The 21,559-nt window shown below is 62.4% G+C and carries 19 protein-coding genes; 15 read left to right on the top strand and 4 right to left on the bottom strand.

Annotated elements, in window-relative coordinates:
* Positions 1 to 40 precede the first annotated feature (40 nt).
* The 4 genes from cysT to EDE09_RS06380 all read left to right on the top strand — a co-directional run bounded on the left by cysT (position 41) and on the right by EDE09_RS06380 (position 3,583).
* Positions 41 to 862, top strand: coding sequence for a sulfate ABC transporter permease subunit CysT (gene cysT / locus EDE09_RS06395; protein ID WP_105371492.1), 822 nt, complete (start codon positions 41 to 43; stop codon positions 860 to 862).
* Between the two features lie 2 nt (positions 863 to 864).
* Positions 865 to 1,752, top strand: a complete 888-nt coding sequence (cysW, locus tag EDE09_RS06390) for a sulfate ABC transporter permease subunit CysW (RefSeq protein ID WP_112799242.1) — start codon at positions 865 to 867, stop codon at positions 1,750 to 1,752.
* A complete protein-coding gene (locus tag EDE09_RS06385; protein WP_105371494.1) occupies positions 1,749 to 2,771 on the top strand; it encodes a sulfate/molybdate ABC transporter ATP-binding protein in 1,023 nt (340 codons plus the stop codon). The genes cysW and EDE09_RS06385 overlap by 4 nt, the downstream gene beginning before the upstream one ends.
* Before the next feature lie 197 nt (positions 2,772 to 2,968).
* Positions 2,969 to 3,583 carry an N-acetylmuramoyl-L-alanine amidase gene (locus tag EDE09_RS06380; RefSeq protein ID WP_105371495.1) on the top strand — a complete coding sequence of 205 codons (615 nt, stop codon included), beginning with the start codon at positions 2,969 to 2,971 and terminating at the stop codon, positions 3,581 to 3,583.
* 19 nt (positions 3,584 to 3,602) lie between these two features.
* Here the strand turns inward: EDE09_RS06380 and EDE09_RS06375 are convergent, their stop codons facing one another.
* The 3 genes from EDE09_RS06375 to EDE09_RS06365 all read right to left on the bottom strand — a co-directional run bounded on the left by EDE09_RS06375 (position 3,603) and on the right by EDE09_RS06365 (position 7,632).
* Positions 3,603 to 4,709: a DNA alkylation repair protein gene (locus EDE09_RS06375; protein ID WP_105371496.1), complete on the bottom strand. Its 1,107-nt coding sequence runs from the start codon at positions 4,707 to 4,709 to the stop codon at positions 3,603 to 3,605.
* Positions 4,710 to 4,837: 128 nt separating this feature from the next.
* Positions 4,838 to 6,274, bottom strand: coding sequence for an NAD-dependent succinate-semialdehyde dehydrogenase (locus tag EDE09_RS06370; RefSeq protein WP_132409413.1), 1,437 nt, complete (start codon positions 6,272 to 6,274; stop codon positions 4,838 to 4,840).
* 182 nt (positions 6,275 to 6,456) lie between these two features.
* On the bottom strand, positions 6,457 to 7,632 hold the full coding sequence (locus tag EDE09_RS06365; RefSeq protein ID WP_105371498.1) for an acyl-CoA dehydrogenase: 1,176 nt from the start codon (positions 7,630 to 7,632) through the stop codon (positions 6,457 to 6,459).
* 100 nt (positions 7,633 to 7,732) lie between these two features.
* On the opposite strand from EDE09_RS06365, the gene EDE09_RS06360 reads away from it, so the two are divergent.
* Positions 7,733 to 8,656 (top strand): LysR family transcriptional regulator, encoded by a 924-nt coding sequence (locus EDE09_RS06360; RefSeq protein ID WP_105371588.1) that lies wholly within the window; start codon positions 7,733 to 7,735, stop codon positions 8,654 to 8,656.
* A gap of 257 nt (positions 8,657 to 8,913) precedes the next feature.
* On the opposite strand, the gene EDE09_RS06355 is transcribed toward EDE09_RS06360, so the two are convergent.
* On the bottom strand, positions 8,914 to 10,341 hold the full coding sequence (locus EDE09_RS06355) for an amidase (RefSeq protein ID WP_105371499.1): 1,428 nt from the start codon (positions 10,339 to 10,341) through the stop codon (positions 8,914 to 8,916).
* Positions 10,342 to 10,486: 145 nt separating this feature from the next.
* Here EDE09_RS06355 and EDE09_RS06350 point away from each other — a divergent pair, with 145 nt between their 5' ends.
* The 10 genes from EDE09_RS06350 (at position 10,487) to EDE09_RS06305 (ending at position 21,558) form a co-directional block, all read left to right on the top strand.
* On the top strand, positions 10,487 to 11,557 hold the full coding sequence (locus EDE09_RS06350) for a LacI family DNA-binding transcriptional regulator (RefSeq protein WP_165924127.1): 1,071 nt from the start codon (positions 10,487 to 10,489) through the stop codon (positions 11,555 to 11,557).
* On the top strand, positions 11,554 to 12,576 hold the full coding sequence (locus EDE09_RS06345) for an ABC transporter substrate-binding protein (protein WP_105371500.1): 1,023 nt from the start codon (positions 11,554 to 11,556) through the stop codon (positions 12,574 to 12,576). Before EDE09_RS06350 ends, EDE09_RS06345 begins: the two co-directional genes overlap by 4 nt.
* A 106-nt stretch (positions 12,577 to 12,682) precedes the next feature.
* Positions 12,683 to 13,525: an ABC transporter permease gene (locus EDE09_RS06340; RefSeq protein WP_105371501.1), complete on the top strand. Its 843-nt coding sequence runs from the start codon at positions 12,683 to 12,685 to the stop codon at positions 13,523 to 13,525.
* Positions 13,522 to 14,304 (top strand): ABC transporter permease, encoded by a 783-nt coding sequence (locus EDE09_RS06335; protein ID WP_105371502.1) that lies wholly within the window; start codon positions 13,522 to 13,524, stop codon positions 14,302 to 14,304. Before EDE09_RS06340 ends, EDE09_RS06335 begins: the two co-directional genes overlap by 4 nt.
* Complete coding sequence (locus EDE09_RS06330) at positions 14,297 to 15,322, top strand: ABC transporter ATP-binding protein (RefSeq protein WP_132409411.1); 1,026 nt, start codon at positions 14,297 to 14,299, stop codon at positions 15,320 to 15,322. The genes EDE09_RS06335 and EDE09_RS06330 overlap by 8 nt, the downstream gene beginning before the upstream one ends.
* A 12-nt stretch (positions 15,323 to 15,334) precedes the next feature.
* Positions 15,335 to 16,258 carry a nucleoside hydrolase gene (locus tag EDE09_RS06325; RefSeq protein ID WP_105371504.1) on the top strand — a complete coding sequence of 308 codons (924 nt, stop codon included), beginning with the start codon at positions 15,335 to 15,337 and terminating at the stop codon, positions 16,256 to 16,258.
* Positions 16,255 to 18,042 carry an adenine deaminase C-terminal domain-containing protein gene (locus EDE09_RS06320; RefSeq protein ID WP_165924126.1) on the top strand — a complete coding sequence of 596 codons (1,788 nt, stop codon included), beginning with the start codon at positions 16,255 to 16,257 and terminating at the stop codon, positions 18,040 to 18,042. The genes EDE09_RS06325 and EDE09_RS06320 overlap by 4 nt, the downstream gene beginning before the upstream one ends.
* Before the next feature lie 9 nt (positions 18,043 to 18,051).
* The gene (locus EDE09_RS06315) at positions 18,052 to 18,729 is read left to right on the top strand and encodes a phosphoribosyltransferase (protein WP_105371505.1); all 678 of its coding nucleotides are present in this window, start codon (positions 18,052 to 18,054) and stop codon (positions 18,727 to 18,729) included.
* Positions 18,730 to 18,817: 88 nt separating this feature from the next.
* The gene (locus EDE09_RS06310) at positions 18,818 to 19,867 is read left to right on the top strand and encodes a dipeptidase (protein WP_105371506.1); all 1,050 of its coding nucleotides are present in this window, start codon (positions 18,818 to 18,820) and stop codon (positions 19,865 to 19,867) included.
* Between the two features lie 47 nt (positions 19,868 to 19,914).
* Entirely contained in the window at positions 19,915 to 21,558 is a 1,644-nt protein-coding gene (locus EDE09_RS06305; protein WP_132409409.1) for an ABC transporter substrate-binding protein, read from the top strand.
* Position 21,559 lies beyond the last annotated feature (1 nt).

Below are 21,559 nucleotides of genomic sequence, written 5' to 3'. Positions count from 1 at the left end.
CTCTTCGCCGGGCTTTGCCGTGAAAAAAGGAAGTAGCTGCGTGAGACGCAATGTCCTGCCCGGACTGCCATTGTCGCTGGGCGTGACCCTGTTTTATGTCGGGCTGATTGTCGTGCTCCCGCTGGCGGCGCTCGTCTTCAAGGCGGCGAGCCTCGGGCCCGAGGATTACTGGAGGATCGTCTCATCCAGCCGGGCGCTCGCGAGCTACCGCGTCACCGTGCTTTCGGCGCTGGGCGCCACAGTCTTCAATCTCTTCTTCGGCCTCGCACTCGCCTGGGTGCTGACCCGCTATCGCTTTCCCGGCTGGCGCATCGTCGACGCCATGGTCGATCTCCCCTTCGCGCTGCCGACGGCGGTGGCCGGCATTGCGCTGACGGCGCTGTTTACCACCAACGGCTGGTTCGGCTCGATCCTCGGCGATCTCGGCATCAAGGTGGCCTATACGCCGCTCGGCATCATGATCGCCATGTGCTTTACCTCGCTGCCTTTCATCGTGCGCACGGTGCAGCCGGTGCTGGAGGATCTCGATCCGGCGCTGGAAGAGGCGGCGCAATCGCTCGGCGGCTCGGACTGGGCGATCTTTCGCAAGGTCATCCTGCCGCTCCTGACGCCTGCGCTTCTGGCCGGCGTCTCGCTCTCGTTCGCGCGGGCGCTTGGTGAGTTCGGGGCGATCATCTTCATTGCCGGCAACCAGCCGATGTCGACGGAGATCACTGCCCTTTTAATCTTCATCCGGCTCGAGGAATACGACTATCAGGCCGCTGCTGCGATCGCGTCGGTCCTCCTCCTGACAGCGTTCTTCATGCTCGCGCTCACCAACTGGATGCAGTCGCGGGCGCTGCGCTACACGGCGAGGGGTTGACGATGAGCACTCCCGCTACCCGCCGCAAGCCGCCGCGCGTTGGCGACCAGCCGCTCTTTCGCCGATTGCTGATCGGCGTGGTGCTCGTCCTCGGCGCCTTCCTGATCCTCGCACCGCTGATCATCATCGGCGTCGAAGCCTTCGCCAAAGGCTGGGCGGTCTATCGCGATACGATCACCCATCCCGATACGCGCCACGCGATCATGCTGACGGTGCTTGCGGCGCTCGTCGCCGTGCCGGTCAATACGGTCTTCGGCATCGCAGCCGCCTGGGCGATCACCAAGTTCGATTTCTGGGGCAAGCGTTTCCTGCTCGTTGTGATCGAGATCCCGTTCTCCGTGTCCCCGATCGTCGCCGGCGTCGCCTATCTTTTCGTCTATGGCCTGCAGGGCATATTCGGGCCGGTGCTGGACGAATATGGGGTCAAGATCCTGTTCGCGATCCCCGGCATCATTCTGGCCTCGATGTTCGTAACCGCACCCTTCGTCGCGCGCGAACTTATCCCGTTGATGCAGGCTCAGGGGCGCGATCTTGAAGAGGCGGCGACCTCCCTCGGCGCGTCCGGCTGGCGGACCTTTTTCTCGGTGACGCTGCCGAACATCAAATGGGCGCTGCTTTATGGCGTCGTGCTCTGCAATGCGCGCGTCATGGGCGAGTTTGGCGCCGTCTCCGTCGTTTCGGGCAATATCCGCGGCCAGACCAATACGCTGCCGCTCCATATCGAGTTGCTCTATCACGACTACCAGGCGGCAGGTGCCTTCGCCTCGGCTTCCATCCTGGCGCTGATCGCCGTCTTCACCATCATTGCCAAGGTGGCGCTGGAGCGCCAGGGGGCGGGCCGGATCCGACGTCCGGCACTTGCCGCCAATACTGCGGAGAAAACCTCATGAAAATCCGCCTCGACCACGTCGTCAAAACTTTTGAAACCTTCCGTGCGGTGAAAGATGTTTCGCTGGAGATCGAAAGCGGTGAACTCGTCGCGCTGCTCGGGCCATCCGGTTCCGGCAAGACGACGATCCTGCGCATGGTCGCCGGCCTCGAATATGCGGATCAAGGCCACATCTATTTCGGCGATCAGGATGCGACCGATATTCCCGTGCGCGATCGCGGCGTCGGTTTCGTCTTCCAGCACTATGCGCTTTTTCCGCATATGACGGTCGCGGAAAACATCGCCTTCGGCATGAAGGTGTCCAGGGTGAAACGCGAAAAGGCGGCGATCGACGCCCGCGTTTTGGATCTGTTGCGTCTGGTTCGCCTCGAAGGCCTCGGCGATCGGTTTCCGGCGCAGATTTCCGGCGGCCAAAGGCAGCGTGTGGCGCTTGCCCGCGCACTTGCGGTCGATCCCAAGGTGCTGCTGCTCGACGAACCGTTCGGCGCGCTCGATGCAAATGTCCGCCGCGACCTTCGCCGCTGGCTGCGCGAGATCCATTCGGAACTCGGCATCACCACGCTCTTCGTCACCCATGACCAGGAAGAGGCGCTCGACCTTGCCGACCGGGTTGTGATCCTGAAAGACGGCCAGATCGTCCAGCAGGGCACCCCGGAAGAGGTCTGCCGTGATCCGAAATCGTCCTTCGTCATGAAATTCCTCGGCGATGCCAACGTGATCGCTGCCGAAGTGCGCGACGGCAGGGCCTATGCCAGCGGCGCCGCGATCGAGGTTTCCGGCCTGGCGAACGGCAAGGCCGAGCTTTATGCGCGTCCGACCGATCTCGACTGGTCGCTGCAAGGCCCCGGCATTCCCGCCAGCATCATCCGCGTACTCGACCGCGCCGACGGTCGCCGGGTGTTGGCGACGGCCGAGACTGGCGAGCATCTGGAATTCGATGTCGAGCCGGAACGCCTCGTGAAAGCAGGGGATGGCGGCTTCGTGACATTGCGGCGGGCGAAAGTGTTCCTGCTTACTTAAAGTTGTATTAAAATTGCATTTGCAATTATTGATACTGTATGCGAAGGTTGTTGCGTAAGCATACCTGCCCCGCATGTCGTCAGCTATCGTTGTCACCCTTCTGGAGGTCGCCGGCTCGCCGCGCGCCAGGGTTCTCCTTTGCGTGAGCGATCCGACTGCCGGCGTTCACGGGGCGCCACCTACGCTTGGAGGGGCGCATGTCGTTTTCAATCGCAAACCATAAACTTGTTTCGCAGGGCGTCGATATTCTCGATGAGGGCACGACCAAAATGGGCGGGGCGCTCGATCCCCGTTTTCTGGTCATCCACTATACCGCCGGGGCCTCTTTCGATGGAGACCTTCAGTCGCTTGCCCGCGACAAGGAGACCCAGGCGTCGGTCCACCTCCTCATCGGGCGGGACGGAAAGGTGGCGCAGATCGTGCCGTTCAATCGTGTCGCCTGGCATGCCGGGCGGAGCCAGTGGGGAGAAATCGCCGGCCTCAACAGTCATTCGATAGGCATTGAACTTTCCAACGGCGGTGTTCTGACAAAACTTGCGAACGGCAAGTTCACGACGTGGTTCGGCAAGGAAATCCCGGATGGCGAGGTCATGGAGGCAGCTCACGAGCGGGGAGGGCCTGTGCGCGGCTGGCATACATATCCGCAGAAGCAGCTGGACAGGCTGATCGAGGTCGCCCACGCACTGCATGCAAAATACAACTTCCTCGACATTTTGGGCCATGACGACATCTCGTGGCCGCGAAAGTCGGACCCCGGTCCGGCCTTCCCAATGAATTCCGTACGGTCGCGTATCCTCGGGCGCCATACCTGATCCGGGACTGGCAACTGCGTCAAGGCAGAAGTTCGAAGCTGCTCGTTGCCAGAACCTCGCCATTGACGATGAGTTCGACCGGGTGCCGCCCGGGATAGTGCACACGCGTGGTGAAATTTCGGATGGCGCGGCTGATCGAAAGCTCGCAGGCTGCTCCGGACGCAAGCGTGATCTCCTTCCACTTGAAGACCTTTTTCGACGTGCCGCCGGCCTTCTTCACATAATGGACGGCGTAGTCGATGACGAGCTTCTGCGGTTCAGTGGCGGTCGACGTGAGCCTTGCTGCGATCTTTACCGAACCGCCGAGCTTCACTGCGGGGGGCGTTACGGCAAAGGCATCGACCGTCACCTCCGCTTTGTGGCCCGCGCCGAAAAGATGGAGGGCGCGGGAATCCCCCTTTTTGATCAGCGTTCTGAGTGCCTGCTTGATGATCCAGCCGGTGCGGGGATCGTTCTGATCCCAATGCGCGATCGTGTCGAAAACCCATTCCGGGTGGTCTTTGGTGATGTCGTTCAGGTGGTTGGCGACGGATTTGCGGACATAGAGGCTTGGATCGCTCTTCAGGTTTTCGAGGATCGGCGCGACCGGTGAGGGGTCGGCGATCAGCGCCTTCAACTGGAAAGACCAGGGCAAGCGAGGCCGGCAGCCTTCGCTCGAAAGGCGTCGCACATGCTCATTCTCATCGAGCGACCAGCGCTGCATGACCTTGAGCGTCCGCTCGAGGTCCTTCAGGAGGAAATGCCTCACGGCAAATTCCGAGGAGCCGAAGCGGGTGAAAAAGGCGAGTGCATCCATGGAGAGATCGAAATGGTCGTGGCCGTAGAGGGCCACGTATTCCGGCAGGGTGATGGAGGCGAAGCCGTGGTCTATGCGCGGCGCGAGCGCGCGGAGAATTTCGAGGTTTCGTTCGAAACCGCCGGGCAGGACATGGTGGTAGGCGACCGCGATCTGCCTGAGCCGTTGCATAATGCTGAGGCCGTCGAGACCTTCCGAGGCCAGCGCGAGAAACTTCTCGCAGTCGAATGCGGGATAGATTGCGGCGGTTTCGGCTGCAAAGTGTCTAAGGCGTTCGCGATTGAAGATTTCCTTCAGCAGCGGAGCTGCTTCGGCTTCAGTCTCGGCCATGTCCTCACCTTCAGATGTTCCCTTTTTGTTTTGCTATTCGACTCGTCTGGGGGAGGCAAGGGCAAAAGAAAACCGGCCGATGCTTGAGGCGTCGGCCGGTTGTGGTTGGTTTGTCGGCGGGTGCGCGTTCAGCTCATCTGGCTGACGAAGCGGGTTTCGAGGTAGGCTTCGACCGCTTCCGAACCTCCTTCCGTGCCGTAGCCGGAATCCTTGATGCCGCCGAAGGGCACTTCCGGAATGGCAAGACCGTTATGGTTGATCGTCAGCATGCCGGCTTCCATCTCGCGCCCGAGGGCGTGAGCGGTCTTGACCGAGCCCGTGAAGGCGTAGGAGGCGAGACCAAAGGGCAGGCGGTTGGCTTCCGCGATCGCGTCCTCGAAATGCGAGAAGCGGTTGACGATTGCAAGCGGGCCGAAGGGCTCGTCGTTCATCACCTTCGCCGAGGTCGGCACGTCGGCAAGCACGGTGGGCTCGAAGAAATAGCCCTTGTTGCCGATGCGTTTTCCCCCGGTCTTCAATTCGGCGCCGTTCGATACCGCATCATGGATCATCTCTTCCATGGCAGGAATGCGGCGGTCGTTGGCAAGCGGCCCCATGGTGACGCCGTCTTCCAGGCCGTTGCCGACCTTGATTGCCCGCGCGGCCTTGACGAAACCTTCCATGAACCTGTCGGCGATGCCGTCCTGCACGAGGAAGCGGGTCGGCGCGACGCAGACCTGGCCGGCATTGCGGAACTTCGCCGCCGCCGTTACTTCGATCGCCTTTTCGAGATCGGCGTCATCGAAGATGATCGCCGGGGCATGACCGCCGAGTTCCATCGTCGCGCGCTTCATGTGCCTGCCGGCGAGCGCCGCCAGATGTTTGCCGACGGGCGTGGAGCCGGTGAAGGAAATCTTGCGGATGACCGGATGCGGGATCAGGTATTCGGAAATCTCGGCCGGGATCCCGTAGACCAGATTGACGACGCCTGCCGGAATGCCGGCATCGGCAAAGGCGCGGATCAGTTCGGCCGGGGAAGCCGGCGTTTCTTCCGGTGCCTTGGCGATGATGGAGCAACCGGTGGCGAGTGCCGCGGAAAGCTTGCGGACGAGCTGGTTGATCGGGAAGTTCCAGGGCGTGAAGGCGGCCACCGGACCGACCGGCAGCTTGATCGCCATGTTCGAGACGCCGCTGAAGCGGGCCGGGATGATCTGGCCGTAGGTGCGGCGGGCTTCCTCGGCGAACCAGTCGATCGTGTCGGCCGCACCCATGACTTCCATCTTCGACTGGGCGAGCGGCTTGCCTTGTTCGCGCGTCATCATATAGGCGATGGTTTCCACGCGCGAGCGCATGATGTCGGCGGCCTTGCGCATCAGTTTCGAGCGCTCGAAGGCCGAGGTATCGCGCCAGATCTTGAAGCCCTTGCCTGCCGCTTCCAGCGCCAGATCGAGATCGGCCTTGCGGGCATGGGCGATCTTGCCGATCACCTCTTCGGTTGCTGGATCGACGACGGACAAGGTCTCGCCGCCGATGGCATCGCGCCATTCGCCGTTGATGAAAAGCTTTACGTCAGGATAGGTCTGCATGAGGTCCACTTTCATGATCAAAGGGGGATCGGCGTAGTCGGGATCGCCGAGGCAGATGGAAATTCCGGTGCTGACGTAAGATAAAAGCCGTCCCCAATCAATGGGCTGGCGAAAAAGTAATACTAATAAAAGCGCAGGCGCGGGAAGCCCGCGCCTGCGCTCAAATGCCGGTTGAAAGCGGATCAGAAGAAGGCCTGTATGCCGGTCTGGGCACGGCCCAGAATCAGCGCGTGGACGTCGTGGGTGCCCTCGTAGGTATTGACGGTTTCCAGATTCTGCGAATGGCGCATGACGTGGAATTCGATCTGGATGCCGTTGCCGCCGTGCATGTCGCGGGCCTGACGGGCGATATCCAGCGCCTTGCCGCAGTTGTTGCGCTTGACGATTGAGATCATTTCCGGGGCCATCTTGTGCTGATCCATCAGCTGGCCGACGCGCAGGCTGGCCTGCAGGCCAAGCGCAATCTCGGTCTGCATGTCCGCGAGCTTCTTCTGGTAGAGCTGCATGCCGGCGAGCGGCTTGCCGAACTGCTTGCGGTCCAGGCCATACTGGCGGGCGCGGAACCAGCAGTCTTCGGCAGCCCCCATGACGCCCCAGGAAATGCCGTAGCGGGCGCGGTTCAGGCAGCCGAACGGACCCTTCAGTCCCGAAACGCCAGGCAGCAGCGCATCCTCGCCGACTTCGACGCCATCCATGACGATCTCGCCGGTGATCGACGCGCGCAGCGAGAGCTTGCCGCCGATCTTCGGCGCCGAGAGGCCCTTCATGCCCTTTTCCAGCACGAAGCCGCGGATTTCGTTGTTATGGGCTTCCGATTTTGCCCAGACGGCAAAGACATCGGCGATCGGGGCGTTGGAAATCCACATCTTGGAGCCGCGCAGGCGGTAGCCGCCTTCGATTTTTTCCGCGCGCGTCTTCATGCCGCCCGGATCGGAGCCGGCATCGGGTTCGGTCAAGCCGAAGCAGCCGATCAGCTCGCCGGAGACGAGGCCCGGCAGGTATTTTTGTCTCTGTTCGTCGGAGCCATAGGCGTAGATCGGGTAGATGACCAGCGAGGACTGGACGCTCATCATCGAGCGGTAGCCGCTGTCGATGCGCTCGATCTCGCGGGCAACGAGGCCGTAGGCGACGTAGGAGGCGTTGGCCGCGCCGTATTCTTCCGGCAGCGTGACGCCGAGCAGGCCGGTCTGGCCCATCAGCCTGAAAAGCTCGGGCTCCGTCGTTTCATCGAGATAGGCCTCCTGGACGCGCGGCAGGAGTTCGGATTTGGCAAAGGCGGCCGCCGCGTCGCGGATCATCCGCTCCTCGTCGGTCAGCTGGTCTTCGATGAGAAAGGGATCGCTCCAGGAAAAAGCCAAGGGTCTGCCTCCAATTTCAAAGTTGAAGGAATTATCGCCGCAGCGGGGCTGAGAGCAAGCACCGTTTACTCAATCCGCCATGATCTATAGTAATAGCACCATGGTGAACCTTTCGAGAAAATTCCTTCCTTCCACCTCGGCTCTCGCCGCCTTCGATTCCGTTGCACGGCTAGGCAGTTTTTCCGGTGCGGCGGACGAGTTGTCGCTCACGCAAGGGGCGATCAGCCGCCAGGTTTCCGGGCTGGAGGAGCAATTGGGCATCCTGCTTTTCGACCGCACCAGCCGCGGCGTGGTGCTGACCGAAGCGGGCGCAGACTATGCCAAGGCGGTTGCCGGCGCACTCGCGCAGATCCGCTCCGCGTCGCTGGCCGCCATGACCAAACGGCATAGCGACCAGCTGAATATCGCGATCCTGCCGACCTTCGGTACCCGCTGGCTGATGCCGCGTATTCCGCATTTCGTCGCGCGTCATCCGGAGATCACGCTGAATTTCGCGACCCGCATCGGCGTCTTCGATTTCGATCGGGACGGCATCGACATGGCGATCCATATCGGCGAGCCAGACTGGCCGGGCGCCGAATGCACCTTCCTGATGGAGGAGATGGTGGCGCCGGTCGCTTCACCCGCCTTTCTCAAGACGCATCCGATCGGCAAGGGGGAAGACCTCCTGCGTCTGCCGCTCCTGCACATGGCCTCACGACCGGGTGCCTGGAGCCACTGGTTCGAAAGCCTCGGCATAACCGGCACGCCGTCGCAGGGCATGCGCTTCGAGCAGTTCGGCAATGTGGCGCAGGCGTGCATCGCCGGGCTCGGCGTGGCGCTGATGCCGCTTTTCCTGATCGACTCAGAGCTCGCGAGCGGGCAGTTGGTCGAGGCGTTTCCGCATCAGGTCAGGAGCCCGAGCGCCTATTATGCGGTGGCGCCAATGAGCAAGAAGGATTTCCGGCCGGTGGTGGCCTTTCGGGCGTGGTTGCTGGAAGAGGTCGGGCGGTATCGGGAAAAGGAAGAGGTGGTGGGGTGGTAAGGCGCTGAGGTGGCCTTAATCCTCCCCGCAAGGGCAGAGGCTTAGGCTCAACCGGTTGAATCAAAAGGGCTGAGCAAGGCAAAGCGGTGCGGCATGTCGATCTCCCCCCTTGAGGGGGAGATGCCCGGCAGGGCAGAGGAGGGTATGGTGGCATACTCCCTCTGCTGTTGAGTTTGCGGCGGCACCCCCCTCTGTCACGTTCGTGACATCTCCCCCTCAAGGGGGGAGATTAGAGGGAGCCCGTTGCGCCCTCGCGGCTAAAGCCTCGGCCTCATATCCAACCAATCCGTCCCAGCTTCATAAGCAAGTGCCATTTCCAGCACCGCCTTGTCCGCCCGCGGTCGGCCGATGATCTGGATGCCGGTCGGCAGGCCCTTTTGCGAAAAGCCTGCGGGCATGGCGGCGACCGGCAGCCCAGCCATCGAGGGGCCGATGACCACTTCCATCCAGCGGTGATAGGTATCCATTGTGTGGCCGGCGATTTCCTTGGGCCAATGAATGTCCGCATCAAAGGGAAAAACCTGAGCCGACGGCAGGATCAGGTAGTCGTAGCGCTCAAAAAGCGCCAGCATATATTGATACCAGGCGCTGCGACGTTTCGAGGCGAAATGCACCTCGCGTCCGGTCATCTCGAGGCCGCGTTCGATTTCCCAGATGATCTCCGGCTTCATAAGCGCGCGCTTTTCCGGATCGTCGTAGCTGTCGCGCATGCCATTGGCGGCGAGCCAGCTTCGGAGCGTCGTCCAGGACCGCCAGACATCCGCCATGTCGAAATCCGGCACGAGATCATCGACCTTGCAGCCGAGCCGTTCGAAGAGGGGCAGGGTGGCGCTGCAGAGTTCCAGCACGCCGGGTTCGAAGGGCAGGTAGCCGCCGAGATCGCCGAGCCAGGCAATGCGGGTGCCGGAAAAGTCATGGCGGATTTCAGGCGTCAGGTCTTCGGTCGCCAGCGAATGCGGGTCGCGGGGATCATAGCCGGCCTGGGTGGAGAGCAATGCGGCGGCATCGCGCACGGTGCGCCCCATCGGACCGAGTACCGAAAGCTGACCCATGAAGAGTTCGAGCTTCAGCGACGAGGGGATGCGGCCGTAGCTCGGACGGAAACCGACGACATTGTTGAACGCCGCCGGATTGCGCAGCGACCCCATCATGTCGCTGCCATCGGCCACCGGCAGCAGATGCGCGGCAAGGGCTGCGGCTGCGCCGCCGCTCGAGCCGCCAGCGGTCTTGGTCGCATCGTAGGGATTTTTCGTCGTGCCGTGCACCGGATTGTAGCTCTGCGAGCCGAAGCCCTGTTCGGGCGTGTTGGTCTTGCCGATGATGATCGCGCCCGCCGCGCGGATCCGCTCGACCATCACCTCGTCCTTATCAGGCACGAAATCGGCAAAGAGCGGCGAACCGTAGGTGCAGCGGATGCCCTTTACCTCGCAGAGGTCCTTGATGGCGATCGGAAAGCCATGCATCCAGCCGCGCGAAGTCCCTCCGGCCAGTTCCGTGTCGCAGGCGGCCGCTTCGGCAAGCAGGGCGCCAGTGTCGCGAAGGCTGACGATGGCGTTGATCGCCGGGTTCAATTTCCCGATCCGTGCGAGATAGGCTTTCATTGCATCGATGCAGGAGAGCCGGCCATCATGGATCGCCTCCGAAAGCTCAATGGCGGAAAGCCCGGTAATTTCCTCGTCCTGCATATCTGTCTCCCGATGGCGGTCTGGATTTCCTTCCGGGAAGCTGAAAAAGTCAAGAAGCCCGGGACAAGTTGCGAGAGGCCTGTAAACGACTCGACAAAACAGTACGGCCCCTCTATCCTGATTAAACGTTTAAGCAGGGTCCCTGATGAAGGCTGTCCGAACCGGATCGAACATGAGCGCGATTGCGGCCGCACTGGGTGTGTCGGCGGCGACCGTGTCGAATGCGCTTTCCGGCAAGGGGAGGGTATCTCCGGAACTCGTCGAGAAGGTCCGCGCCAAGGCGGCGGAGCTTGGATATGTGCCGAGCCTGACGGCGCGGGCGCTGAGGACCGGCCGCACCGGAGTGCTCGGTCTGGTGCTGCCTGACATCGCCAATCCGCTTTTCCCGCAGATCGCCCAGGCGATCGAAAATGCCGCCTCGAATGCCGGCTTCGGCGTGCTGATTGCCGACTCCCGCGGCGATATCGGCCAGCAGACCGAGGCGATCAACCGGCTTCTCGAACGCGGCGTCGACGGCATGGTCATCGTACCCCGGCGCGGCACGCGGATCGCCGATGTCGGTTGTCCCGTCGCGGTCATCGATACGCCGTCGACCCCCGGTAACACCGTTTCCGCCGACCATTGGGATGGCGGGGCGCAGATGGGCCGGCATCTGGCCGCATTCGGACATCGAAAGGTCCTGCTGATCGGGACGGGCAGCTCCTCCAACGTGCAGAACGACCGGATCGGCGGGTTGAAGGCGGGCCTCGGCGCCGAAGTCGAATGCGAAACCCTGTGGATCGAAAAGGTGGAGGCTCTTTCAGGCAAAGGCTGTCCTCTCGGTCTCGTGGCCAAGGCGAGGGCCGGGTTTACTGCGTTTGCGGCGGTTTCGGACCTTTCGGCGCTGAGGGCGCTTACCGAATTGCAGCGCGCGGGCATTCGCGTGCCGGAAATGGTCAGCGTCACCGGCTTCGACGATCTCGTCTGGTCGCCCGTGGTCACTCCGGCGTTGACCACCATGCGCATGGACATGGCACAAATCGCCGATCTGGCGGTTGCAGCCCTTACCGGCGCCATCGAGGCTGCCGGCGGCATCGAGCCGGAGACGGCGGAAAAGGTCTCGTCCGCCCGGGACCGCGTGCCCATGCAGCTTATCGTCCGCCAGTCGAGCGGCGTTCCGAATTCGCATGCCCAAACCTCAACGATAAAACCGACAGCAGGAGAACTTACGCGATGAAAAAGGTCATTTTTGCATCGGGCGCTGTTCTGATGCTCGCCACAGGGGCGGCTCAGGCCCAGGAAAAGACGCTGACAATCTCCGTCTATGCGCTGGCGCAGGACGAATACAAGCAGATCATCTACGATCCCTTCGAAAAGGTCTGCGGCTGCAAGCTTGTCGTGGAGACCGGCAACAGCGTCGAGCGCATCGCCAAGATGGAAGCCAACAAGGCCAATCCGGTGGTCGATATGGCGGTCGTCTCCATGGCCGATGCGCTGGCCGCTTCGCGCGCCGGGCTGATCGACAAGGTGGACACGTCCAAGCTCTCCAACTTCGACAAGCTCTACGACATCGCCAAGGATCCGAACAAGGACGGTATGAGCGTCGGCTACACGTTCTACGCCACCTCGATCGCCTATCGTTCCGACAAGATGAAGATCGAATCCTGGGCAGATCTCCTGAAGCCGGAATATGCAAGCCATATCGCCTGGCCGAACGTCACCACCAACCAGGGGCCGCCGGCGCTCTACATGCTGGGGCAGGCGCTCGGCAAGGATACGCCGGACCTGAAGGCGGCGATCGCGGCGGTCGGCGAAAAGAAGGACGAGATCGTCACCTTCTACGAAAAGTCCTCGCAGCTCGTGCAACTGATGCAGCAGGAGGAAATCTGGGCAGCGCCGATCGGCCGCTTCACCTGGGCGCCGTTCACCAAGCTCGGCATGCCGATCGCCTGGGCCACTCCGAAGGAAGGCCAGACCGGCGGCATGAACGTCATGGTCGTCACAAAGGGTTCCAAGAACCGCGACCTGGCGTTGCAGTTCATGGACTTCTGGCTCTCGGCGGACGTTCAGACCAAGGTGGCTGAAAAGATGATCGACAGCCCGGCCAACAAGGAGGTGAAGCTGTCGGAAGCCGCCGCCAATAACCTTACCTATGGCGAGGAAACGGCGAAAAGCCTGAAGCTCATTCCATCCGCCGTCGCACTCGACAACCGGGCCGGCTGGATCAAGAGCTGGAACGAGGCGGTCGGTCAATAAGCAATCCATAAAGTAATTACGAGATAGCCTCCCAAGGCTGAGGGATGCGGGCAGCGCGCGAATGCCTGTCCGCATCCCTACTTTCTGCGGAACAGGGTCACTTCAGATGTTTCAAAACAGGGCCGAAGCGCTTGCACTTGCGTTGCCCGCCGCGCTCTTCGCCGCGGCGGTCTTCCTCGTGCCGGTGGTGATCCTGCTTTCCGACGGATTTCGCAGTTCCGCTGGCGGCTGGACGATCTCGGCCTATACGGATTTCTTTTCCAATTCTCTGAACCAGACCGTTTTCCTGCGCACGCTGAAGCTCGGAGCGCTGGTGACGGTGGTCTCGGCGGTGATCGGTTATGCGGCGGCATTCGCGATCGTCAGCCTGGAGCCCGGCGCCAAGGGCCGGATGACGGGGCTCGTCGTGCTGCCGCTGATGATCTCGCCGGTGGCTCGCACCTACGCCTGGATCGTCATCCTCGGCCGCACCGGCATCGTCAACCAGGCGTTTCAGGCTCTGGGGATTACTGAAGTGCCGCTGCGCATCCTGTTCTCCGAGACGGCGATCTTCATCGGCCTTCTGCAGCTCTTCCTGCCGCTGATGATCATCTCGCTGATCTCGGCGCTCGAAAACATGCCGAAGGACGCCATTCCTGCCGCCCGGGTACTCGGCGCGAACTGGTTCCAGGTGTTCTGGAAAGTGGTGCTGCCGCTGACCAAGGAGGGTCTTGTCATCGGCGGCACGCTGGTCTTCACCGGCTGTCTGACGGCCTATATCACGCCGGCCATCCTCGGCGGCTCCAAAGTGCTGATGCTGGAAACGCTGCTCTACCAGCAGGTTTCGGTCTCCAACAATTTCGTCTCGGCGAGCGTCATCGCCTTCATCCTGATCGTCATGAGCTTTGCCGCCAATATTCTCCTGAAGCGCGTTGCGACCGCGAGGAACAAGATGAGGAGCCGGCCATGAATGCGCGCAGCCTCTTCATCCCCATTACATTGGTTCTGGTGCTCGGCTTCCTGATCGGGCCGTTCCTGATCATCGTGGCAGCCTCCTTCTCGGCCGGCGAGACGCTCAATTTCCCGCCGCAGGGCTTCTCCCTCCGCTGGATCGCCAAGGTCTTCACGGTCGAGAGTTTCCAGGCAAGTTTCGCCATGTCCCTGTTTCTGGCGATCGGCGGCACAGCGGCGGCGCTGGTGCTCGGCATTCCGGCCTCCTATGCCCTGTCGCGCTACAAGCTGCCGGGCGCGGAAATCGTCCGCACCGTCGTTTCCGCGCCAATCATTGTGCCGGGCATCATCGTCGGCCTGGCGCTCCTGCGCTATATCGTGGTCCCCTTCCAGGTGGGCATAACGCTGGCGCTGTTCGTCGCCCATACGGCTTTGGTGCTGCCCTATGCGGTGCGGGTCGTTTCCGCCAGCCTCGACAACCTGCGCTCCGATATCGAGGAGGCCGCCGTGCTGCTCGGCTCGTCGCGGCTCGGTGCCTTCTTCCGGGTGGTGATGCCGAACATCCGCGGCGGCATCATGTCGGCCTTCATCCTCGGCTTCGTCACCAGCTTCAACCAGGTGCCGGTGTCGCTCTTCCTTTCCGGGCCGGGCGTGCGCACTCTTCCGGTGGACATGATCGCCTATATGGAGATCGTCTTCGATCCGTCGGTTGCCGCACTTTCCTCGCTGCTCGCCTTTCTTTCCATCGGCATCGTCTTTGCCGCCGAACGTTTTCTCGGATTTTCCCGCTATGTCTGATGCGTCCTACCTCTCGCTCGAAAAGCTGACGCTCGCCTATGGCGACACGGTCGCGGTCGCCGATCTCGATCTCGACATCAGGAAGGGCGAACTGATCGCGCTTCTCGGCCCGTCCGGCTGCGGAAAGACGACGACCATGCGCGCGATCGCCGGCCTGCTGCCGGTGAAAAGCGGCCATGTCCGTCTCGACGGTGCCGACATGGCCTGGGTGCCGGCCAACAAGCGCGCCGTCGGCCTGGTGTTCCAGTCCTATGCGCTGTTCCCGCATCTTTCCGTCTATGAAAACGTCGCTTTCGGATTGAAGCTCAAGGGAATGCGGGGTGCCGATCTCGATGCCAAGGTTCAGGCCGGCCTGAAATCCGTCGGCCTGTCGAGTTTTGCGAACCGCAAGCCGGCGGAGCTTTCGGGCGGCCAGCAGCAGCGCGTGGCGCTGGCCCGGTCCATGGTCATGGAGCCGAAGGTGCTGCTGCTCGACGAGCCGCTCTCGAACCTCGACGCCCGCCTGCGTCTCGAAATGCGCACCGAACTGCAGCGCGTCCAGAAGGAAACAGGGGTGACGATGATCTTCGTCACCCACGACCAGGCCGAGGCGCTGGCGCTCGCCGACCGGATCGTGGTGATGAAGGGCGGGGCGATCGAGCAGATCGGATCACCGGAGGACATCTACAACCGCCCCGTCTCGTCTTTCGTTGCCGATTTCGTCGGCTTCGAAAACATCTTTCCTCTTGAAGGCGGCAGGCTCAGGACGAGCGGCGGCCTGATCGAACTCTCAGGCGAGGCCCCTTCAGCGGCGGGTCTCGCCTGGCGGCCGCGTATGGTGACCCTGGGAACTGGTCCTTTCCGGGGCACTGTGCGCGGCACATCCTTTGCCGGCGATAGCCGGGAATATCTGCTGGATACTTCGCTCGGCCCGATCAAGGCGGAGGTCGAGGCAGGTCTGTCCGCTCACCCGCTCGGTGCCGATCTTCTCTTCGACCTGCCGGCCGAAAAGGCCGCGCTCCTTTCCAAGTTTTCGTAAGGCGTCGCTGACATGGGCATCTGGATCGATACCGACATGGGCTTCGACGACATAGCAGCGGTCATGGTGGCTGCGCATGCGGGACTTGCGATCGACGGTGTTTCGCTCGTCTTCGGCAATGCGCCGCTGGAGCGTGTCCGCCACAACGCCGCCGGCGCAGCGTCAGCCTTCGTCTGGCCGTTCCCAATTCATGCCGGACGCGCCGCTCCCGCACTTGGCCGGCTGGAAACGGCGGCCAACGTTCTGGGCGATGCCGGCATGCCGACGACTGGTCTCCACCTTCCCGAGTTCGCCGATACCTTCCACAACGATGCCTTTAAAGCGCTTTGCGCCTGGCTGGAGAAGGATGAGGGAGAACGGCGCGTCCTGGCACTCGGCCCGCTTACCAATATCGCCGCCGTGGCGCTTGCCCGGCCGGATCTAGCCGACAGGATCACCGATCTCACCTGGATGGGCGGTGGGGTGACTTCCGGCAATCACACGGCTTCCGCCGAATTCAACGCCTTCGCCGATCCCGAAGCGCTGGCAATCCTTTTGGCGCACGGGATCCCGTTCCGGATGATCGATCTCGATCTCTGTCGCCAGGTTCTCTGTGCGCCCGAGGACGTGGCGCCGATCCGAGCTGCGGGAGGGCGCAATGCGGCGCTGCTCGCCGATCTGCTCGCCGGGTTCGTCGCCATTGCCACGAGCCGGGGCCGCCCGGCCATGCCACTCTACGATGCAGTGGCGGCGGTCGCCTTCGCTCATCCCGAACAAGTCATCTGGCGAAAGGCTCGCCTCGACGTGGAGCTTGCGGGAACATTCACGCGCGGACGCACCGTCATCGAGACGCGGGCCGGCCGTGGGGAATTCAATGCAGCCTTCGGCGTCGAGATCGACGTCGAGAAGGCAAGAACCGTTATCCTCGAAACATTGCGCGCGGAGGCAAGCTGGTGAAGAGCATCATAGCGACCGTACAGGAGTTTACAGAGCCCGGGTTGCGCGACCGCGCGGTGGCGGCCGCGCGAGGCGACGGTCCGTTCGACATCCTGATAACCGGCGGTACCCTGGTCGACGTGGTGACCGGCGAGCTACGCCCTGCCGACATCGGCATCATCGGCCCGTTGATCGCCAGCGTTCATGAGGCCGGCAGCCGGTCCGATGCGGCTGAGATCGTCGATGCGTCCGGCACCTTCATTTCGCCAGGCCTCATCGATACCCATATGCACATCGAGAGTTCGATGGTGACGCCTGCGACCTATGCCGGCACCGTCCTGCCGCGCGGCGTCACGACAGTCGTCTGGGATCCCCACGAATTCGGCAATGTGCACGGCATCGACGGGGTCGGCTGGGCGCTGGATTCGGTCAAGCTGCTGCCGCTTCGGGCCGTCGTGCTGGCACCGTCTTCGGTCCCTTCCGCTCCCGGTTTCGAGGTGGCAGGAGCCGATTTCGACGTCTCGGCCATCGAGGAGATGCTTTTCTGGCCGAAGATCGCCGGGCTTGCCGAGGTGATGAACATGCGCGGCGTCATCGACCGCGAACCTCGCATCAGTGCCATCGTGCAAACCGCGCTGACCTCGGAGAAACTCGTTTGCGGCCATGCGCGCGGCCTCGCGGGACCGGATCTCCAGGCATTCATGACGGCAGGCGTGACCTCCGACCACGAGCTCGTCTCGGGCGAGGATCTGATCGCCAAACTGCGCGCAGGCCTTACAATCGAGCTGCGCGGCTCGCATGACCACCTGCTGCCGGAATTCGTCCAGGCGCTCAATGGACTCGGCCAGCTGCCGCAGACCGTGACGCTCGCGACGGATGATGTCTTTCCGGACGATCTCGCCAAGAACGGCGGTCTCGACGATGTGGTGCGCCGGCTCGTCCGCTATGGGATGAAACCGGAATGGGCGTTGCAGGCGGCCACCTTGAACGGTTCCGTCAGGATTGGTCGTGCCGACCTCGGCCTCATCGCCGCCGGTCGGCGGGCAGACATCGTGCTGTTCGAGGATCTCAAGGATTTCCGCGCGCGCCAGGTCTTTGCAAGCGGCACCTTGGCCGCGCGGGCCGGGGCCATGACGATCGATCTGTTTGCCGCCGACCCGTCGCTGCTTCGCGACTCGGTCAAGCTTGAGCCCCTCCAGGCCGAGGATTTCAGGCTTCCCGCGACGGGCAGGAAGGTGCGGCTCGCGACCATCGATCGCCCGCGTTTCACGAACTGGGGGCAGACGGATGCGGATGTCGTCGACGGCTATGTGGTACCCCCGGAGGGCGCGACGTTGATCGCCGTGACCCACCGCCACGGCCGCGCCGACAGCCGCACCCGTCTTGGGTTCCTCACCGGCTGGGGCAAATGGAAGGGCGCTTTCGCAACCACGCTCGCCCATGACAGCCACAACCTCACCGTCTTCGGGTCCGATCCCGCCGACATGGCGGCGGCCGCCAATGCGGTGATAACCGCGGGCGGCGGAATGGCGGTGGCAATCGGCGGAAAGATCGAAGCCTTGCTGCCTCTTCCGCTTTCCGGCCTCGTCTCGCAGGCCTCGATGCAGGAGGTTTCCGCGAGCTTTGAGAAAATCCGCGCGGCCATGGACCGCGTGGTGGACTGGCAGCCGCCCTACCTAATCTTCAAAGCCTGTTTCGGCGCGACGCTTGCCTGCAATGCAGGTCCGCATCAGACCGATCGCGGCATTGCCGATGTCGCCACCGGCACGCTCATGGAATCGCCGATCCTCGAAGTGCTCGAATAGGAAACGCGCATGCAGCCGCACGATTTCTGGCAGGACGTCCACCCGGCGGGCACATTCGATCGTGGTGGACCGTTCTCCGGCTTTTTTCCCGCCACGCTCGACGACGGCCGCCAGATCAGGCTGCCGATCCGTCCTCTCGCCGATGGGGAGCATGCGCTGGCGTCGCTGATCATCAACCAGGCCAGCTTCGACGTTCAGGACGCGCTTGCCGCAGATCTTGCTCCGAAGCTTGCGGCGCATCGGCCGGAGGTAGTCGTCGGCCTGCCGACGCTCGGGTTGACACTGGCGGCGGCCGTCGCCCGGTCTCTCGGTTTCGCCCGCTATGTGCCGCTCGGGACCTCGAAGAAGTTCTGGTACGACGAAGGCCTGTCGGTGCCGCTATCCTCGATCACGACGCCCGAACAGCAGAAGCGGCTTTACGTCGATCCGCGCATGCTGCCGCTCATTGAAGGAAAGCGCGTCGCCCTGGTGGACGACGTGATATCAAGCGGCGCGTCGATCGTCTCCGGCCTTTCCCTGATGGCATCGCTCGGGATCGAGCCGGTGGCAGTCGGTGCCGCCATGCTGCAATCGGAGCGCTGGCAGGACCGGCTCGACGGCTTCGGCCCTCAATGGCGCCCGCGCGTCGTCGGGGTCTTCAGGACGCCGATGCTGAAGAAGGCGGGCGAGGGGATCTGGACCGCCTGAGGCGTTTTGTGCCTTGCGAAAGGCTGATGTCTGAATAGGATCGACAGATCACTCACCGCGGGATTCTCACAAAATCGGGAATAGCTTCATGGAACTGGTGTTCGATGGCCATAACGACGTGCTTCTACGCCTCTGGCGAACCATGAAGGCGGGTGGCGACCCGGTCTCCGAGTTCATGAACGGTACGCCCAGCGGCCATATCGACGGCCCCCGCGCCAAGGCCGGCGGCCTCGCGGGCGGGCTTTGCGCCATCTATATTCCGTCAGGTGACCTCGTTCTCAAGGAGCCCGACGCTAACGGCCGCTACGAAACGCCGCTTTCCGCGCCGCTCGATCACCTTCCTTCGCTGGCGATCGCGCTGGAGAAGGCCGCGATTGCGCTCCGTCTCGATCGTGCGGGAGCGTGGCGCCTGTGCCGTTCGTCCGCCCAAATCCGTCAGGCAATGGAGGACGGCATCTTTGCCGCCGTCATGCATATGGAAGGCTGCGAGGCGATCGATCCCGACCTCGACAATCTGGAGGTTTTCTACGCCGCCGGCCTGCGCTCGCTCGGACCCGTCTGGAGCCGGCACAACATCTTCGGGCACGGCGTACCTTTCGCTTATCCGATGTCGCCCGACACCGGCCCGGGGCTTACCGATCTCGGCTTTGAACTCGTCAGGGCCTGCAACAGGCTCGGCATCCTCATCGATCTTGCGCATATCACCGAAAAGGGCTTCTGGGATGTGGCGAGGACCACCGACCAGCCGCTGATCGCCAGCCATTCCAACGCTTATGCGCTGACGCCGGTCGCCCGCAACCTGACGGACAAGCAGCTCGACGCGATCAAGGAGAGCGGCGGCCTGGTGGGGCTCAACTATGCGGTCACGATGTTGCGCCCCGACGGGCGCGACAATGTATCGACGCCGCTTTCCGACATGGTGCGTCATGTGAACCACCTTGTCGACCGCATGGGCATCGATCACGTGGCACTTGGCTCGGACTTCGACGGAGCGTCGATTCCCGAAGAGATTCAGGATGCTGCGGGCAATCAGAATCTGGTTGCGGCCCTCAAAACTGAGGGATACGCTGACGACGAACTCATAAAGATGTGCCGGGAAAACTGGCTGAGAGTTTTGGGGAAGGCCTGGCACGAATAGGTTGCTTCTCCAGGGGTCCAAAAAAGGAAAAACAGGGAACAACGACCATGATTCATTCGCTGAACAAAAGCCTTCGCGTGCTTACGACCGGCGCTGCCCTTTCCGTATTGCTGATGGCCGCACCGCAGGCCTTCGCGGTGACGCCCGCCGACACGCTGGTCGAAGGCTTCGCGATCGACGACATCATCAGCCTTGACCCCGGCGAAGCCTTCGAACTGTCGACCGCGGAAGTGACCGCCAACAGCTACAGCAAGCTCGTCATGCTCGATCCGAGCGACACGTCGAAGGTGGTCGGCGAACTCGCCGACAGCTGGACCGTTTCCGACGACGGGCTCACCTATACCTTCAAGCTCAAGTCGGGCCTGAAATTCGCGTCCGGCAACCCGATCACGGCGGACGACGTCGCCTTCTCGTTCGAGCGTGCCGTCAAGCTCGACAAGTCGCCGGCATTCCTTCTCACCCAGTTCGGCCTGACCGGCGACAACGTGGCCGAAAAAGCGAAGGCATCCGACCCGAACACCTTCGTGTTCGTGGTTGACAAGCCCTATGCACCGAGCTTCGTGCTGAACGTGCTGACCGCGACGGTTGCGTCCATTGTCGACAAGAAGGTCGTGATGGAAAAGGCCAAGAAGGTCACGCCCAGCGCCGAATACAAATACGATACCGATTTCGGCAACGAATTCCTGAAGACCGGTTATGCCGGTTCGGGACCTTACAAGGTGCTTGCATGGCGCGCCAACGAGGCGGTGATCATGGAAGCCAACCCGAATTACTTCGGCGAGAAGCCGACGCTGAAGCGGGTGATCTATCGCCATATGAAGGAAAGCGCGGGCCAGCGGCTGGCACTTGAAAACGGTGACATCGACATTGCGCGCAACCTCGAGCCGGGCGACCTCGATGCGGTTACCAAGAAGCAAGGCATCTCCACGACCTCGGCTCCGAAGGGCACGCTGTACTATTTCAGCCTTAACCAGAAGAATCCCAACCTTGCCAAGCCGGAAGTGGTCGAGGCGATCAAATATCTGGTCGACTACGATGCGATCGGCGCCACGCTGATCAAGGGCATCGGCGAAATCCATCAGACCTTCCTGCCGAAGGGACAGCTTGGGGCGCTTAACGAAAATCCGTACAAGCTGGACGTCGCCAAGGCCAAGGAGCTGCTGGCGAAGGCGGGCCTGAAGGACGGCTTCACCGTCACCATGGATGTCCGCAACACCCAGCCGGTTACCGGGATTGCCGAAAGCGTGCAGCAGACGCTCGCCCAGGCGGGGATCAAGATGGACATCATCCCCGGCGACGGCAAGCAGACGCTGACCAAGTATCGCGCCCGCCAGCACGACATCTATATCGGTCAGTGGGGCTCGGACTATTTCGACCCGAACTCGAATGCGGAGACCTTTACGATCAACCTGGACAATTCCGACGAAGGCAAGAACAAGACGCTCGCATGGCGCAATGCCTGGGACGTGCCGAAGGAGTTGAGCGACGCCTCAAAGGGCGCGCTGCTCGAGAAAGATAGCGCAAAGCGTGCCGCGACCTACGAGGATCTGCAGAAAAAGGTGCTGGCCCAGAGCCCGTTCGTGATCGTTTTCCAGCAGACGGAAGTCGCGGGTTATTCCTCCAAGCTCAAGAACTTCAAGCTGGGCCCGAGCTTCGATACCAACTTCGTCTATACGGTCTCCAAGGAATAAC

The organism is Neorhizobium sp. S3-V5DH (assembly GCF_004343065.1).
GTDB lineage: Bacteria > Pseudomonadota > Alphaproteobacteria > Rhizobiales > Rhizobiaceae > Neorhizobium > Neorhizobium huautlense.
The sequence above is the reverse complement of the archived record's forward strand: the minus strand, read 5'-3'. Positions and strand labels throughout refer to the sequence as shown.